Here is a 14,907-nt window from a genome sequence, read left to right as displayed (position 1 = left end):
GCGACGACAGTGGAATGTGAGGCGCCGACGTCGCACCTCACACCTGATCGCTAAGCGTACCGCCCGTGGCAGTGCTTGTACTTCTTGCCTGAGCCGCAGGGGCAATCCTCGTTGCGGCCGATCTTGCCCCAGCTTGCCGGGTTCTTGGGATCGCGCAACGCCGCGTCGGTGGCCTGCGCTCCGAGCGTGACGCTCGCGAGCGCCATTTCGTCCTCGCCGGTGTTCGGGTCGAACTTGTGCGCTTCCATCGGCGGCAGCACCGGGGCTTCCTGCTCCGGCGGCACGATCTCGACCCGCATCAGCTGCGCCGTGACGGCCTCGCGCAGATGCGCGCTCATCTCCTGGAAGAGGTTGAACGCCTCGGTCTTGTACTCCTGCAGCGGATCGCGCTGGCCGTAGCCGCGCAGGCCGATGACCTGGCGCAGATGGTCGAGCATGATCAGATGCTCGCGCCAGAGATGGTCGAGCGTCTGCAGCAGGATGGTCTTCTCGACGTAACGCATCACGTCGGGACCCCATTGCGCGACCTTTGCGGCCATGTGCTCGTCGGCGCGGGTCTCGATGCGCGTGAGCAGCTCCTCGTCGGCGATGCCCTCTTCCTTGGCCCAGTCCTCGACCGGCAGGTCGAGATCGAGCACGCGCTTGAGCTCTTCCTTCAGGCCCGCGACGTCCCACTGCTCGGCATAGGCATGCTCGGGCACGTGCTTGGAGACGAGGTCGTCGATGAAGGCGTGGCGCATGTCGGCGACGGTCTCGGCGACGCTGTCGTCCTTCATCAGGTCGACGCGCTGGTCGAAGATCACCTTGCGCTGGTCGTTCTGGACGTTGTCGAACTTGAGCAAATTCTTGCGGATATCGAAGTTGCGCGCCTCGACCTTCTGCTGCGCCTTTTCGAGCGCCTTGTTGATCCAGGGATGGATGATGGCCTCGCCCTCCTGCAGGCCGAGACGCTGCAACATGCTGTCGAGGCGATCCGAGCCGAAGATGCGCATCAGATCGTCTTCCAGCGACAGGAAGAATTTCGAGCGGCCGGGATCGCCCTGACGGCCGGAGCGGCCGCGGAGCTGGTTGTCGATGCGGCGGGATTCGTGGCGCTCGGAGCCCATGATGTAGAGGCCGCCGGGCTTCTTCACGGTCTTGGCGGGCTTCGAACCCTTCGCGGGCTCGATCTCGACCTCTTCCTCGGCCTTCAGCACGATGTCGCGGAAGTGCTCGATGTCGGCCTTGATCTGCTCGATCTTCAAGGCCTTCTCGGCTTCGTCCTCGATCGAAGCGGCCTCCTGCTGGATGCGCATTTCCAGCGAGCCGCCGAGCTTGATGTCGGTGCCGCGGCCGGCCATGTTGGTCGCGATCGTGATCGCGCCGGGGACGCCGGCTTCCGCGACGATGTAGGCTTCCTGCTCGTGGAAGCGCGCGTTGAGCACCGCGAACAGCTTTGCCGGTTTGCCGGCGCGGGCCGCCGCGTACAGCTTCTGCATCGAATTTTCGTTACCGAAATCGATCTGCCGATAGCCGTGCTTCTTGAGATATTCGGCGATCACTTCCGATTTTTCGATCGAGGCGGTGCCGACCAGCACCGGCTGCAGCCGCGCATTGGCGCGCTCGATCTCGGCCAGAATCGCGGCGTATTTCTCGTTCTGGGTGCGATAGACCTCGTCGTCTTCGTCGAGACGGGCGACCGGCAAATTGGTCGGGATCTCCACGACCTCGAGCTTGTAGATGTCGAACAATTCGTCGGCTTCGGTCAGCGCCGTGCCGGTCATGCCCGCGAGCTTTTCGTACATCCGGAAATAGTTCTGGAAGGTGATCGAGGCCAGCGTCTGGTTTTCCGGCTGGACCTGCACGTGCTCCTTGGCTTCCAGGGCCTGATGCAGGCCTTCCGAATAGCGGCGGCCCTGCATCATGCGACCGGTGAACTCGTCGATGATGACGACCTCGTCGTCGCGGACGATGTAGTCCTTGTCGCGCGTGAACAGCGTGTGGGCGCGCAGCGCCTGATTGATGTGGTGCACGACGGAAACGTTCTCGACGTCGTAGAGCGATTCACCCTTGAGCTGGCCGGCATCGCGCAGCAGCGTCTCGATCTTCTCCATGCCGGCTTCGGTCAGCGTCACCGTGCGCTGCTTCTCGTCGACGTCGTAGTCGGACTTGTCGAGCTTGGGCAGGAAGCCGTCGATGGTGTTGTAGAAGTCGGAGCGGTCGTCGAGCGGGCCGGAGATGATCAGCGGCGTGCGCGCTTCGTCGATCAGGATGGAGTCGACTTCGTCGACGATCGCGTAGAAGTGCGGCCGCTGGACCATGTCCTCGAGCCGGTACTTCATGTTGTCGCGCAGATAGTCGAAGCCGTATTCGTTGTTGGTGCCGTAGGTGATGTCGCAGGCATAGGCCGTCTTGCGCTCGGAATCGTCGAGGCCGTGCACGATCACGCCGGTGGTCAGGCCGAGGAAGCCGTAGATCTGGCCCATCCAGGCGGAGTCGCGGCGGGCGAGGTAGTCGTTGACCGTGACGACGTGGACGCCCTTGCCGGCGAGCGCGTTGAGGTAGACCGCGAGCGTTGCGACCAGGGTCTTGCCTTCGCCGGTCTTCATCTCGGCGATGTCGCCCTCGTGCAGCACCATGCCGCCGATCAGCTGGACATCGAAATGGCGCTGGCCGAGCGTCCGCTTGGCGGCTTCACGGACCGTGGCGAAAGCGGGGACCAGCAGGTCGTCAAGGGTCTTGCCCTCGGCGAGCTGCTTCCTGAACTCGACGGTGCGGGCCTTGAGGGCCTCGTCGGAGAGTTTCGAGACCTCGGGCTCCAGCGCGTTGATCGCGTTGACGCGGGACTGATATCCCTTCACCCGCCGGTCGTTGGCGGAGCCGAAAAACTTGCGGGCGAGCGCGCCGATCATGCTTAGTTCCTGTGTTCGCGATTCAACCGCGTTCGCGTTGCAGCCAAGAGGTTGTCACCCGCCTGCCTATCAACTCACCGTGACGCCTGCTGGGCGCCAGAGCCCCGTCTGCGGGGGGTCCATCCGCCATATGGGTGGGAGTTGGGCAAGTCTGGGTTCAACGGCCAAAAACGCAGCAAAATAAACGCCATCGCATGGACGCGACCGGGCAGAGATATGGCCCGGTCAGGGCCTTGTCAACGGCGGGTGCATTGCGGCTAATTCATCATTTTGACAGACTTTTCGCGTTGCCAAGGCCCCCTGAATTGGGCGAGTGTCCGCCCCGCTCGAGCAGCCCCCTGCTTCAACAAAAGGATTTTCCATGACCACCTCGTTCCCGGTAACCAGAACCGGCCTGCGCTTCGGCCTCGCCACCGCCCTCGTGGGCTGCCTTGCGCTGGCGCTGATCGCGGGTCCCGGCCGGGCTGCCGACGATCCGGTGCTGGCGAAGGTCAATGGCGCGGAAATCAAGAAGAGCGACGTCGCCATGGCCGAAGAGGAACTCGGGCCGAGCCTCGCCCAGATGGACCCGGCGACCAAGGACGAGAACGTCCTGTCCTTCCTGATCGACATGAAGATCGTCGGCAAGGCCGCCGAGGACAAGAAGCTCGCCGAGGGCGAGGAGTTCAAGAAGCGGCTCGCGTTCGCCCGCAACCGCCTGCTGATGGACAGCCTGCTCGCCGGCGAGGGCAAGGCCGCCACCACCCCGGATGCCATGAAGAAGGTCTATGAGGAGGCCTCCAAGCAGATCACCGGCGAGCAGGAAGTGCACGCCCGCCACATCCTGGTCGAGACCGAGGACGAGGCCAAGGCGGTGAAGGCCGAACTCGACAAGGGCGCCGATTTCGCCGAACTCGCCAAGAAGAAGTCCAAGGATCCGGGCTCGGCCGACGGCGGCGACCTCGGCTTCTTCACCAAGGAGCAGATGGTGCCGGAATTCTCGGCGGTCGCCTTCGCGCTCGAGCCGGGCAAGATCTCCGACCCCGTGAAGTCGCAGTTCGGCTGGCACGTCATCAAGGTCGAGGAAAAGCGCAGCCGCAAGGCGCCGGACTTCGAGCAGGTCAAGGCGCAGATCGAGCAGTATGTCACCCGCAAGGCCCAGGCCGATTACGTCGCCAAGCTGCGCGCGGAAGCCAAGGTCGAGCGGCTGGACCAGCCGGCGGATGCGGCAAAGGACGCCAAGCCGGCCGATGCGGCCAAGCCGGCTGACGCCAAGCCGTCCGACAGCAAGATGGCGCCCCCGGCGAAGAAGTAAGAATTCGCTGTCACTTCGGTGACGTGAAGAGTATCTAAGCCTTTGTGATGCCCGGCCCCCGCGCCGGGCATCTGCATGTCCAGATCCCACCAAGGCGCCCCGATGTCCTCCTCCGTTTCCCCCCTCGCCCCGAAACACGTTCCCGACATGCCCGTGATCGCGGGGGTCCGTCTCGCGACGGCCGAAGCCGGCATTCGCTACAAGAACCGCACCGACGTGCTGCTGGCGGTGATGGACAAGGGCACCGCGGTCGCAGGCGTCTTCACCAAGTCGAAATGTCCCTCCGCGCCGGTGGAATGGTGCCGCGCCAAACTGAAAGGCGGCAAGGCCCGCGCGTTGGTGGTCAATTCCGGCAACGCCAATGCCTTCACCGGCAAGACCGGCCGCAGCTCCACGGCACTGACCGCGAAGATCGCGGCCAAGGCCGTCGGATGCACCGAGGGTGAGATCTTCCTGGCCTCGACCGGCGTGATCGGCGAGCCGCTGGATGCGACCAAGTTCGACGGCGTGCTCGGGAGGCTCGCGGAAACCGCCGAGGCCGGCGATTATCTCGCCGCCGCCAAGGCGATCATGACCACCGACACCTTCCCGAAGGTCGCGACCGCGACCGTGAAGCTCGGCAAAGCCAAGGTCACCATCAACGGCATGGCCAAGGGTGCCGGCATGATCGCGCCCGATATGGCGACGATGCTGTCCTTCATCTTCACCGACGCACCGATCGCGCCTGCCGCGCTGCAGGCGCTGCTCAAAAGCGGCGTCGAGGACACCTTCAACGCGGTCACGATCGACGGCGACACCTCGACCTCGGACACGCTGCTGGCCTTTGCCACCGGTGCTGCTGCGGAACACGGCGCGCCGAAGATCAGTCGCGCCACCGACCCGCGCCTGAAAGCCTTCGTCAAGGCCTTCAACCAGGTGCTCGCCAATCTTTCCGAGCAAGTGGCCCGCGACGGCGAAGGCGCGCGCAAGCTGGTCGAGATCACCGTCGAGGGCGCCAAGACCAAGGCCTCGGCGCGCAAGATCGCGATGTCGATCGCGAACTCGCCGCTGGTGAAGACCGCAATCGCCGGCGAGGACGCCAATTGGGGCCGCGTGGTGATGGCGGTCGGCAAGGCCGGCGAGCCGGCTGACCGCGACAAGCTCTCGATCTCCTTCAACGGCATCCGCGTCGCCAGGAGCGGCGCGCGAGATCCGTCCTATGACGAGGCGCAGGTGTCGGAAGCGATGAAGGCGCCGGAGATCGCGATCAAGGTCTCGCTCGGCCTCGGCAAGGGCCGCGACCGCGTACTGACCTGCGACCTCACCAAGGAGTATGTCGCGATCAACGGGGATTACAGGTCGTGAATCTGATGTCCCTCTCTTGGTTCTCCACCGGAGAACGAGGTCCAGCATGCAGCCGGGCGAGGAGCTCGCTTCAATTTCCTGGCTGCCTTTAGCTTTCGTTAATGATGCCGCTCGATCCGGCAGCGTCGGATTTTCGGCCACCCATGTTCGCGACATCGGCGTAAGCTTTACTTAACAGCCCATCTTCAAAGTTCCGCTCTGCCGAGAGGTCGTCAGAGGCCGCCCGGTTGCGCTCCCGGTCCTCGATCCCCGATCGGCCAGAGAAATTGCCTCTGCCGGGACCCACGGCGATTAGGATGAAGATCATGCTTCGGGCTTGGTTGTATCGTTTTGCCAGAAATCGCAAGGCCAACGTCGCCGTGATGTTTGCAATTGTGATGGTTCCGACAATCTTTCTGCTCGGGATGGCGCTGGACTATACGCATACGCAGCACATGAAGGTTGATCTCGACTCTGCCGTCGATGCTGCCGCCGTCGCCGCCGTCACCTCGACGATGATGCAGAAGAGCCCGCAGGTCGCCCAAACCACAGCGAAGAACGTTTTCAACATCACCGCGAATGGCCTGGTCAGCAACAACAACCTGGCCGCACCGCCAACTCTCACGGTCACCGTCAATTGCAGCAAACCCGACTCCACAACGGGCTACTGTACCTACGCTCCCTGCCCCGGCCTGGACTCTGTCTTTGCTGACCCTGTCAACTCAAACAACCAAGTCGTTCGCAACGTCCAGGTTTGCTACACTGCGGCCGCAAACAACGCCTTCCCGAGCGTGCTCAAGCAGGTGAGTTGGCCGTTCGCAGGCCAGGCAGCGACACGCAACCAGGGCGCGCCCAACATCGATTTCTATCTCTTGCTGGACGCCTCGCCTTCCATGGCGATCGGCGCGACCTCGAGCGACATCAAAACGCTGATCGCGAACACGCAAAAGCAGGTCGATTCATCGACCGGGACGAAAGGATGCGGATTCGCATGCCACCAGACTAATCCTGCCGCGGACAATCTGGGCAATCCAGGCGGGATTGATAACTACCAACTTGCTCGCAATCTTGGCCTCACGTTACGGATCGATCGGGTAACGCAAGCGGTCAAATCGCTGATGAATACGGCCTATCAGATATCGAGCATCAACAGAAATACGTATGGGGTTGCGATCTATACCTTCGATACTGCTCTAAACAATTCTCCGACAAGCGGCAGCAGTTCGGCGGTCTTCGCACCTTCCGGAAAACCTGGGGTGGTGCGAACTCCCACGACGCCTGCCACAACGACCAGCTACACGGTAGCGACCATCCAGAGCAAGGCCGACAACATTCAGGTCCTGCCGGTCTACAAGAACAACTGGCTGACATCGTCGAACAATAATAGCGACGCCGACACCAGCATTGCGGGCGGATTAAGCGCTCTCAACAAGATCATGCCGACTCCGGGGAACGGCACCAATGTCGCCAACGATACGCCACAGGAAGTCGTCTTCCTCGTTACCGACGGCCTTGAGGACGTGAACATCACGACCGACCCGTACACGAACTCCTGCAATAAGAAACTCACTGGTAAGCGCTGCCAGCAACCGCTCGACCCCGCGATCTGCACCACCATCAAGAACAGGAAGATCCGTATCGCGGTGATCTACACCGAATACGACGACTCGGCGCTACATACATCCAACGGCTGGTACGATTCATGGATCTACCCCTTCAACAGCACGTCCACCGGCTCGACCAGCCAGATCGAGACAAATCTGCAAGCCTGCGCCTCGTCGCCCGATTTGTACAAAAAGGTGGCGACCGACGACGACATTACGTCCGCGCTCCAGAGCCTGTTCCTGAAGGTCGCGTCCGATCCGCGCCTGACCCAGTAGAGAAAGCAGTCATGACCGCCGCGCACGCCGTGCCCACAACCAAACGCCGCCGCTGGCGCGCGTTCCTTGCCGACCGGAACGGCGCAACCGCGGTCGAGTTCGCGCTGATCGGTCCGGCATTCATCGCTTTGTTGCTCGGAATCATCCAGACCTTCCTTGTTTTCTTTGCCCAGCAGCTCCTGGAGCAAGTGGTGAACCAATCGAGCCGGGCGATCCTGACGGGGCAGGCGCAGGCCGCGAGCATGACCCAAGCCCAGTTTGCCACTGCAGTCTGCTCCAACGTTGTGATCTTGTTCGACTGCAGCAAGATGATGATCGACGTCCAAGTAGCCGGATCATGGTCTTCGGCGAACACTGGCGCGCCAGCCCTGACGTTTGACGGCAGCGGCAACGTGACGAACGTCTGGAAATTCAACCCCGGCAATCAGGGCGACATCGTTGTCGTGCGGGTGATGTATCAATGGCCGGTTTTCCTAGGTCCGCTCGGCTTCAATCTGGCGAACCAGTCGAATGGCAAACGCCTGATCATGTCATCCACGGCTTTCATGAACGAGGCCTTTGTCAACTCATGAGCCGGATGCTTCATTACGTGCGAAACTTGTGGGCCGACACGCGCGCGGTGGCCGCGGTGGAATTCGCGATTGTGGTGCCGTTCATGCTGCTGCTCTATGTGGGCGGCGTCGAACTCGGGAACGGGCTCGCCATCAGCGTCAAGGTCAGCGAAACCGCCCACACGGTCGCGGACCTGGTGTCACGAAACGCGTGCGTCACCGATGCATCGCTAAGCACCATGCTTGGAGCATCGGCGGTGACGATCGCTCCCTATGCCTCAGCGAATACGACGGTAGTCGTGTCGGAAGTATCCACGGACGCCAGCGGCAAAGCGACGGTGACCTGGAGCAAAGCACTCAACGGCACCGCGCGGCCAGTAGCTCAGCAGGTGATTTTGCCAGCGGCCCTCGGCACGCCCTCACCTTCCAACACATCGTTGATACTCGGCGAGGTGACGTATCAATACACGCCCAACCTTGGCTATGCGATCACCGGGACTATCCCGATCGGCGAGAACTATTACCTGTTTCCACGCGTTTCCTCCGCCGTACAGTATCCATGCAGCTGAAATATCGCCGGCCGAGCCGGTAGAACCGCACGGCGATTGCGGCTAATGAAAGCGGCATGGCTGATCTCAAACTGACGCTCGTGGTGGCTTGCGCGCTGGTCGACGCCGACAAGCGCGTCCTGATCGCGCAGCGCCCCGAGGGCAAGACGCTGGCCGGCCTTTGGGAATTTCCCGGCGGCAAGTGCGAGCCCAGCGAGCGGCCGGAACAGAGCCTGATCCGCGAACTCCACGAGGAGCTCGGCATCACCGTCGCCGAACCCTGTCTGGCGCCGCTGACGTTCGCGAGCTACGGCTACGAGACCTTCCACCTCCTGATGCCGCTCTTCATTTGCCGGCGCTGGGAGGGACAGGTCACGCCGCGCGAAGGCCAGGCCCTGGCCTGGGTTCGCGCCAACAAGCTGCGCGACTATCCCATGCCGCCCGCGGACATTCCGCTGATCCCGCATTTGATTGATTTGTTGATGTGAATTCGAAGCGGGCACCACACTCTCGGCGTCATGCCCGGGCTTGTCCCGGGCATCCACGATCTTCGTGCTGAACCGAGAGGCGTGGATGGCCGGGACATAGGCGAGCGGAAGCGACGCCGTCCCTCGGACGGCATGCCGGCCATGACGGCGGAAAGAGCTTACGTCCCTCCGGCCTTCTTCACCGCTTCCGCCAGGCTCGCCTTCGCTGATCCAGGCTTGAGCGGCTGCTGCTGGCTCGCATGCGGCGCCCAGCCGCAAAGCCAGATGATGTCGAATGTCGCACGGATGCGGCCGTCGGCGTCGGCAAAGCGTTCCGCGTAGATTTCAGCCATCCGCAGCAGCGTCGATCGCCGGCTGGGCGTGCGTCGCCGCTCGATCAGCACATTGGCGGCGCCCATGCGCCTGATATCCTGCATCAGCGCGAACGCGTTGGCGTAGCGCACCACGACGCGGTCGACATCGGTGACCGGCAGCGCAAACCCCGCCCGCTGCAACAGCGCGCCAACGTCGCGCAGATCGGCGAACGGTGCGACTCGCGGCGATACGCCGCCCTCGCATTCGGCCTCGGCGGCGGCAAAGGCCTGGCGCAGCTCGGTCAGGCTGTCGCCGCCGATCATCGCCGCCAGCAGCAGCCCGTCCGGCCTCAGCGCGCGACGGATCTGCGCGAGCACACCCGGCAGATCGTTGGCGAATTGCAGCGCCAGCGCCGAGACCACGAGATCGAGGCTCTCCGGTGCAAAGGGTAGCTTCTCCGCACCCGACGCATCGAGCTCAATGCGCTCGATCGAGGGCAGTCGCGCGCGCAGCACCGCGAGACCCTCGCCGGGCGTCCAGAGATCGGCCGCCGTGTGAAACTCCCGCATTACCGCGGCAAGCCGGTCGGAGATGTCCTCGGCGACCCGATCCAGCAGGAAGCTCGCGGCACCTTGCGCCTGCGCGCGGCGCTGTCGCGCGCGCAGCAAAGCACGATCGAACAAAGCGGGCGGGGTTTGTGGGTCTTGAGCCATGCCGCTGGTTACGCCGATCATGCTGGTTCTGGCAATCCACTGCGCGCGGCGCTAGCCTTGCCTCATGGAGCCGACACCGGCCCCCGTGTTCCAAACTAGCAATCCGCACCAGGCCCGCGGCGCCGGAGCGTCAAACGATGATCACCTGTTATCTGCGATACGAGATCCCCCCGGACAAGCTCGCCGAATTCGAAGCCTATGGCAGGATGTGGCTGGAACTAGTGCCAAGATTCGGCGGCATCCACCACGGGTACTTCCTGCCATCGGAAGGCGCCAGCGACGTCGCCCTCGCGATGTTCAGCTTCCCGAGCTTCGCGGCGTACGAACAATATCGGAAGGACAGCGCCGAAGATCCGGACGTCCAGAAAGCGATCGAGTTCGCAAGGCAAACGCGCTGCTTTCGCCGTTATGAGCGATCGTTCTTCCGGCCCGTGCTGCCGAAAGAGCCGTAGGCCGGGCGCGGACGAGAACAGCCCATTGACTTGAGCGTGGCGCAGGACGGCGCTAGCCTTGCCCAATGGACGCCGAGGCATCACCACCACGCTCCATTTCCAGCCATTTGCGCGGCGCGCTTCAGGCCTGCCGAGGTGTGATGGCGCATCTGCCAAGGCTTGCACTCGACATCGCGCTGCCGACGCTGTGCGTGTCCTGCCGCGAGCCGGTCGACGGCGAGGGCGTGTGCGCGGCGTGCTGGGCGCGGCTGTCGTTCATCGAACGGCCCTACTGCCCGCGGCTCGGCATTCCTTTTGTGTACGATCCCGGGCCCGACATGCTGTCGATGGAGGCGATCGCGAGCCCGCCGGCCTACCAGCGGGCGCGCGCCGCGGTGCGTTATGACGACGTCGCGCGCACCCTGGTGCATGCGCTGAAATACCAGGATCGCACGGATTTGGCGCCCGCCATGGGCCGCTGGATGGCGCGCGCGGGCGGCGAACTGCTCGCCGAGGCTGACATGCTGGTGCCCGTTCCCCTGCATTGGCGAAGGGCCTGGCGCCGCCGTTACAACCAGTCCGGGGCGCTGGCGCGGATCATCGAGCGGCAGAGCGGAGTGAAAGTGAAGGCTGAGGTGCTGCGCCGGGTACGCGCGACCGAGCAGCAGATCGGCCTGTCGCGGGCCCAGCGCGCCACCAATGTGCAGGGCGCATTCCAGGTATCCCCCGACCGCCAGGCGGACGTCCAGGGTCGGCGCATTGTCCTCATCGACGACGTCCTGACGTCGGGCGCGACGCTGGATGCGTGTGCGCGGGCCCTGCTCCGGGCCAAAGCGGCGCAAGTGGACGTGCTGGTGTTTGCCCGGGTTGTCGAGAGCCGGTGAAGTCCCATATAATTCAATGAATTCATGACATGAGAGCGCCAGACAAGATGACCGCTGCTGTCGAGATCTACACGAGGCCGGGCTGCGGCTATTGTTCCGCCGCCAAGTCGCTGCTGACCCGCAAGAAGGCGACGTTCACGGAGTTCGATATCGCCAAGAACCCGTCCTGGCGCCAGGAGATGTACGATCGCGCCGGCGAGGGCTCGACCTTCCCTCAGATCTGGATCGGCGGAGCCCATGTCGGGGGCTGCGACGAGCTCTACGCGCTCGATCGCGAAGGCAAGCTCGACGGCATGCTCGAAAGCGTCAAGGCGGAGTCATGAGCGACAACAGGACCTTCACGGCGGCTATGGTGCAGATGCGCACCGGCCTGATGCCCGAGCCCAGCCTCGCGCAGGCCACCAGGCTGATCCGCCAGGCTGTAGCCAATGGCGCCGACTACGTGCAGACGCCCGAAGTCAGCAACATGATGCAGCTCAACCGCAAGGCCCTGTTCGAGCACCTCCAGAGCCAAGACGACGACAGCTCGCTGAGGGCGTACCGGGCGCTCGCGGCGGAACTGAAGATCCACATCCATGTCGGCTCGCTGGCGCTGCGCTTTTCGGACGAGAAAGCGGTCAACCGCTCGTTCCTGATCGGGCCCGAGGGCAATGTGCTCGCGAGCTACGACAAGATCCACATGTTCGATATCGAGCTGCCTGACGGCGAGAGCTATCGCGAATCCGCCAATTACCAGCCGGGCGAGACGGCCGTGATCTCCGACCTGCCCTGGGGCCGCGTCGGCCTGACGATCTGTTATGACGTGCGCTTCCCCGCGCTCTACCGCGCGCTGGCCGAAAGCGGCGCGTACTTCATCACGGTGCCCTCGGCCTTTACCCGCAAGACCGGCGAGGCGCATTGGCACGTGCTGTTGCGTGCGCGCGCGATCGAGACCGGTTGCTTCATCTTCGCCGCGGCACAGGCAGGCCTGCACGAGAACAAGCGCGAGACTTATGGCCATTCGCTGATCATCGATCCCTGGGGCGAGATCCTCGCCGAAGGCGATGTCGAGCCCGGCATCATCATGGCAAAAATCGATCCGGCCAAGGTCGAGACCGCGCGCCGCGCGATACCCTCACTCCAGCACGGCCGCCGCTTCGGCGTCGCCGACCCCAAGGCGGGGCCGGATCATCTGCACCTGGTGCGGGGATCGGCATGATCCGCTACGCGCTCCGCTGCGACCGGAGCCACGACTTCGAGAGTTGGTTCCAGAGCTCGGCCGCGTACGACCAGCAGGTGAAGCGCAAGCTCGTGACCTGTCCGATTTGCGGCTCGGCCAAGGTCGACAAGGCGATCATGGCGCCGCGCATCGTCGGCAAGAAGGGCCGCGGACGCGCCACGCCCCCGCCTGAGCCCACCGCCACGATGACCGCGCCCGAAGCTGCGCAATCCGCACCGACCTCGCTGCTGATGGCGCAGGAGCGCGAGCTGCGCGCCAAGCTCAAAGAGCTGCGCGATCACATCGTGAAGAACGCCGACAATGTCGGCGAGCGATTCGCCACCGAAGCCCGCGCGATGCATTACGGCGACAAGGAGCACCGTCCGATCTATGGCGAGGCCTCGCCCGACGAGGCCAAGTCGCTGATCGACGAAGGCATCGAGGTGTCGCCGCTGCCGACGCTGCCGGAAGATCGGAATTAGACTCCCACCAACACCGCCACGCCGACCACGATCAGCACGATGCCAATAATCTCGCGCGGCGCGATCGGCTGCTTGAACGAATAGTACGCCACGCCTTGCGCGAACAGCACCTCGATCAAAGCGAGGGTGCGGACATTGGCGGCGGCCGTCAGCGCGAACGCCAGGAACCAGAACTGCGAGGCGAAGGCGCCCATGAAGCCGGCGAGCAGCGATGGCTTCCAAAGCCTCAGGATCGACTGAAGCACTTTTGGCGCCCGCCAGAGCAGATAGACCGTCAGGATCAGCGTCTGCACGAACAGGCCGAGCACCAGCGTGAACGATGCCGCAGTCACGAACGAGACATCAGGCACGTTGATGATGGCGCCGCGGAAGCCGACCGCAGAGAGCGCGAAGGCCGCGGCCGCGACGAGGCCGGTGATGGTCGGCTTCAATTCGGCAAAGCTCTTCTCGCCGCCGGGCCGCAGCGCGGTGATGACGACGCCGATTGTCGCGATCACGATCGCAAGCACCTTCAGCCATGTCAGATGATCGCCGAGGAAGACGAAGCCGAAGATGGCGGTCTGGATCGCCTCGGTTTTCAAATAGGCCGTCGTCACCACGAAGGAGCGGTCGTTCATGGCGAGCAGCATCAGGCCGGTCGCGACGATCTGGCTGAGCGCGCCGAGCAGGAGCCACGGCCAGAACACACCGGGCGGCATATCGAGATGATCGCCGGTGGCGACCAGCACCACCGCCAGGAAAAGCAGCGAGAACGGAAAGCCGAACAGGAAGCGGATATTGGTTGCGCCCCAGGTCCCCAGCGGCTTCGTCAGCGACCGCTGCATCGCATTGCGCGCGACCTGGCCGAGCGCGGCAATGACGGTGAAGGGAATCCAGAGGCTGGCGATGGTCAACATGGGTGGGACTGCGCTGGGAGCGAGAGGACGTTGAGTCAACGTGCCGCTCGCGCTCAAGCAGGTCAATCACGCGGATGTCATCGGTGCGATGCTTGCCTGACGAATTCGGTGTCGTCCTGGACAAGCGAAGCGCAGATCCAGGACCCATTACCCCAGGGAGTGGTTTGGCGAAGACTCGTAATTATCAGTTTTCGCCTAACTAAACCCTGGCTTTCGCCAGGACGACGCCGAATGTTTGGAAGCGGCAACGCCTCACACCATGCCTTCCGCCACCACCATGTAGTTCACGTCCATGTCTGACGAGAGGGTCCATTTGTCGGCGAAGGGGCTGTAGACGACGCCGGTCTGCTCGGTGATGACCAGGCGGTTGTCGAGCAGGTATTTCGTCAGCTCGTCGGGGGTGACGAACTTGTTCCACTCGTGGGTGCCGCGCGGCAGCCAGCGCAGGACATATTCAGCGCCGACGATGGCAAGCGCAAAGCTCTTCCAGTTCCTGTTCAGCGTCGAGACCACCATCAGGCCGTTCGGCTTCAGCATCGCGGCGCAGCGCTTCAGGAAAACGCCGACGTCGACGACGTGCTCGACCACCTCCATCGCCAGAACGATGTCGAAGCGCTCGCGCGGGTCGATCTCCTCAACCGTGGTGCAGCGATAGTCGATCGCGAGGTGCGCCTTGTCGGCATGCAGCTTGGCGGCCGCGATGTTGCTGACCGACGGATCGACGCCGATGACCTGCGCACCCAGGCGCGACAACGGCTCGCAGAGCAGGCCGGCGCCACAGCCGATGTCGAGCACGCGCAGACCGCCGAGGCAGTTGAGGCTGCGCGCGTTGCGCTCGAACTTGCGGCAGGCGGCATCGCGGATATACCCGAGCCGCAGCGGGTTGATCCGGTGCAGCGGTGCCATCTTGCCGTTGGGATCCCACCACTCGACCGAGAGCTTTGAGAATTTCGCGATCTCGGCGGCATCGACGGTCGAGCCCGGCGAGGTGCTTGCGGTTACGGAAGTATCTTGCTGCATGCTCATGGTTACGC

15 protein-coding genes are annotated in these 14,907 nt (G+C 63.6%); 11 read left to right on the top strand and 4 right to left on the bottom strand.

Annotation, left to right across the window (positions count from 1 at the left end):
• Nucleotides 1–50 precede the first annotated feature (50 nt).
• The gene (gene secA, locus IVA93_RS01725; RefSeq protein WP_018452912.1) at nucleotides 51–2,891 is read right to left on the bottom strand and encodes a preprotein translocase subunit SecA; all 2,841 of its coding nucleotides are present in this window, start codon (nucleotides 2,889–2,891) and stop codon (nucleotides 51–53) included.
• A 361-nt stretch (nucleotides 2,892–3,252) separates the two neighbouring features.
• On the opposite strand from secA, the gene IVA93_RS01720 reads away from it, so the two are divergent.
• The 6 genes from IVA93_RS01720 (at nucleotide 3,253) to IVA93_RS01695 (ending at nucleotide 8,975) form a co-directional block, all read left to right on the top strand.
• Nucleotides 3,253–4,185 carry a peptidylprolyl isomerase gene (locus IVA93_RS01720; RefSeq protein ID WP_018452911.1) on the top strand — a complete coding sequence of 311 codons (933 nt, stop codon included), beginning with the start codon at nucleotides 3,253–3,255 and terminating at the stop codon, nucleotides 4,183–4,185.
• Nucleotides 4,186–4,287: 102 nt separating this feature from the next.
• A complete protein-coding gene (gene argJ / locus IVA93_RS01715) occupies nucleotides 4,288–5,529 on the top strand; it encodes a bifunctional glutamate N-acetyltransferase/amino-acid acetyltransferase ArgJ (RefSeq protein WP_026232418.1) in 1,242 nt (413 codons plus the stop codon).
• Nucleotides 5,530–5,825: 296 nt separating this feature from the next.
• The gene (locus IVA93_RS01710; protein WP_245288362.1) at nucleotides 5,826–7,388 is read left to right on the top strand and encodes a TadE/TadG family type IV pilus assembly protein; all 1,563 of its coding nucleotides are present in this window, start codon (nucleotides 5,826–5,828) and stop codon (nucleotides 7,386–7,388) included.
• 11 nt (nucleotides 7,389–7,399) lie between these two features.
• Nucleotides 7,400–7,960, top strand: a complete 561-nt coding sequence (locus IVA93_RS01705; RefSeq protein WP_018452907.1) for a TadE/TadG family type IV pilus assembly protein — start codon at nucleotides 7,400–7,402, stop codon at nucleotides 7,958–7,960.
• The gene (locus tag IVA93_RS01700; protein WP_018452906.1) at nucleotides 7,957–8,508 is read left to right on the top strand and encodes a TadE/TadG family type IV pilus assembly protein; all 552 of its coding nucleotides are present in this window, start codon (nucleotides 7,957–7,959) and stop codon (nucleotides 8,506–8,508) included. Before IVA93_RS01705 ends, IVA93_RS01700 begins: the two co-directional genes overlap by 4 nt.
• A 56-nt stretch (nucleotides 8,509–8,564) precedes the next feature.
• Nucleotides 8,565–8,975 carry a (deoxy)nucleoside triphosphate pyrophosphohydrolase gene (locus IVA93_RS01695; protein WP_018452905.1) on the top strand — a complete coding sequence of 137 codons (411 nt, stop codon included), beginning with the start codon at nucleotides 8,565–8,567 and terminating at the stop codon, nucleotides 8,973–8,975.
• A gap of 158 nt (nucleotides 8,976–9,133) precedes the next feature.
• Here IVA93_RS01695 and IVA93_RS01690 read toward each other — a convergent pair whose 3' ends face one another.
• On the bottom strand, nucleotides 9,134–10,003 hold the full coding sequence (locus IVA93_RS01690; protein WP_247541834.1) for a methyltransferase domain-containing protein: 870 nt from the start codon (nucleotides 10,001–10,003) through the stop codon (nucleotides 9,134–9,136).
• 116 nt (nucleotides 10,004–10,119) lie between these two features.
• Here IVA93_RS01690 and IVA93_RS01685 point away from each other — a divergent pair, with 116 nt between their 5' ends.
• The 5 genes from IVA93_RS01685 to IVA93_RS01665 all read left to right on the top strand — a co-directional run bounded on the left by IVA93_RS01685 (nucleotide 10,120) and on the right by IVA93_RS01665 (nucleotide 12,977).
• Nucleotides 10,120–10,434, top strand: coding sequence for an NIPSNAP family protein (locus IVA93_RS01685; RefSeq protein WP_007599187.1), 315 nt, complete (start codon nucleotides 10,120–10,122; stop codon nucleotides 10,432–10,434).
• A gap of 65 nt (nucleotides 10,435–10,499) precedes the next feature.
• On the top strand, nucleotides 10,500–11,297 hold the full coding sequence (locus IVA93_RS01680; protein WP_026232415.1) for a ComF family protein: 798 nt from the start codon (nucleotides 10,500–10,502) through the stop codon (nucleotides 11,295–11,297).
• A gap of 47 nt (nucleotides 11,298–11,344) precedes the next feature.
• Nucleotides 11,345–11,620 carry a glutaredoxin 3 gene (grxC, locus tag IVA93_RS01675; protein ID WP_018452902.1) on the top strand — a complete coding sequence of 92 codons (276 nt, stop codon included), beginning with the start codon at nucleotides 11,345–11,347 and terminating at the stop codon, nucleotides 11,618–11,620.
• The gene (locus tag IVA93_RS01670; RefSeq protein WP_018452901.1) at nucleotides 11,617–12,495 is read left to right on the top strand and encodes a carbon-nitrogen hydrolase family protein; all 879 of its coding nucleotides are present in this window, start codon (nucleotides 11,617–11,619) and stop codon (nucleotides 12,493–12,495) included. The genes grxC and IVA93_RS01670 overlap by 4 nt, the downstream gene beginning before the upstream one ends.
• Nucleotides 12,492–12,977: a DUF1178 family protein gene (locus IVA93_RS01665; protein WP_018452900.1), complete on the top strand. Its 486-nt coding sequence runs from the start codon at nucleotides 12,492–12,494 to the stop codon at nucleotides 12,975–12,977. The genes IVA93_RS01670 and IVA93_RS01665 overlap by 4 nt, the downstream gene beginning before the upstream one ends.
• Here IVA93_RS01665 and IVA93_RS01660 read toward each other — a convergent pair.
• The gene (locus IVA93_RS01660; RefSeq protein ID WP_018452899.1) at nucleotides 12,974–13,873 is read right to left on the bottom strand and encodes an EamA family transporter; all 900 of its coding nucleotides are present in this window, start codon (nucleotides 13,871–13,873) and stop codon (nucleotides 12,974–12,976) included. The two genes, IVA93_RS01665 and IVA93_RS01660, sit on opposite strands and share 4 nt — an antisense overlap.
• 252 nt (nucleotides 13,874–14,125) lie before the next feature.
• The gene (gene ubiG / locus IVA93_RS01655) at nucleotides 14,126–14,899 is read right to left on the bottom strand and encodes a bifunctional 2-polyprenyl-6-hydroxyphenol methylase/3-demethylubiquinol 3-O-methyltransferase UbiG (RefSeq protein ID WP_018452898.1); all 774 of its coding nucleotides are present in this window, start codon (nucleotides 14,897–14,899) and stop codon (nucleotides 14,126–14,128) included.
• Nucleotides 14,900–14,907 lie beyond the last annotated feature (8 nt).

The organism is Bradyrhizobium sp. 155, assembly GCF_023101105.1.
Lineage (GTDB): Bacteria > Pseudomonadota > Alphaproteobacteria > Rhizobiales > Xanthobacteraceae > Bradyrhizobium > Bradyrhizobium canariense_D.
This window is presented reverse-complemented; position numbering and strand designations above follow the sequence as displayed.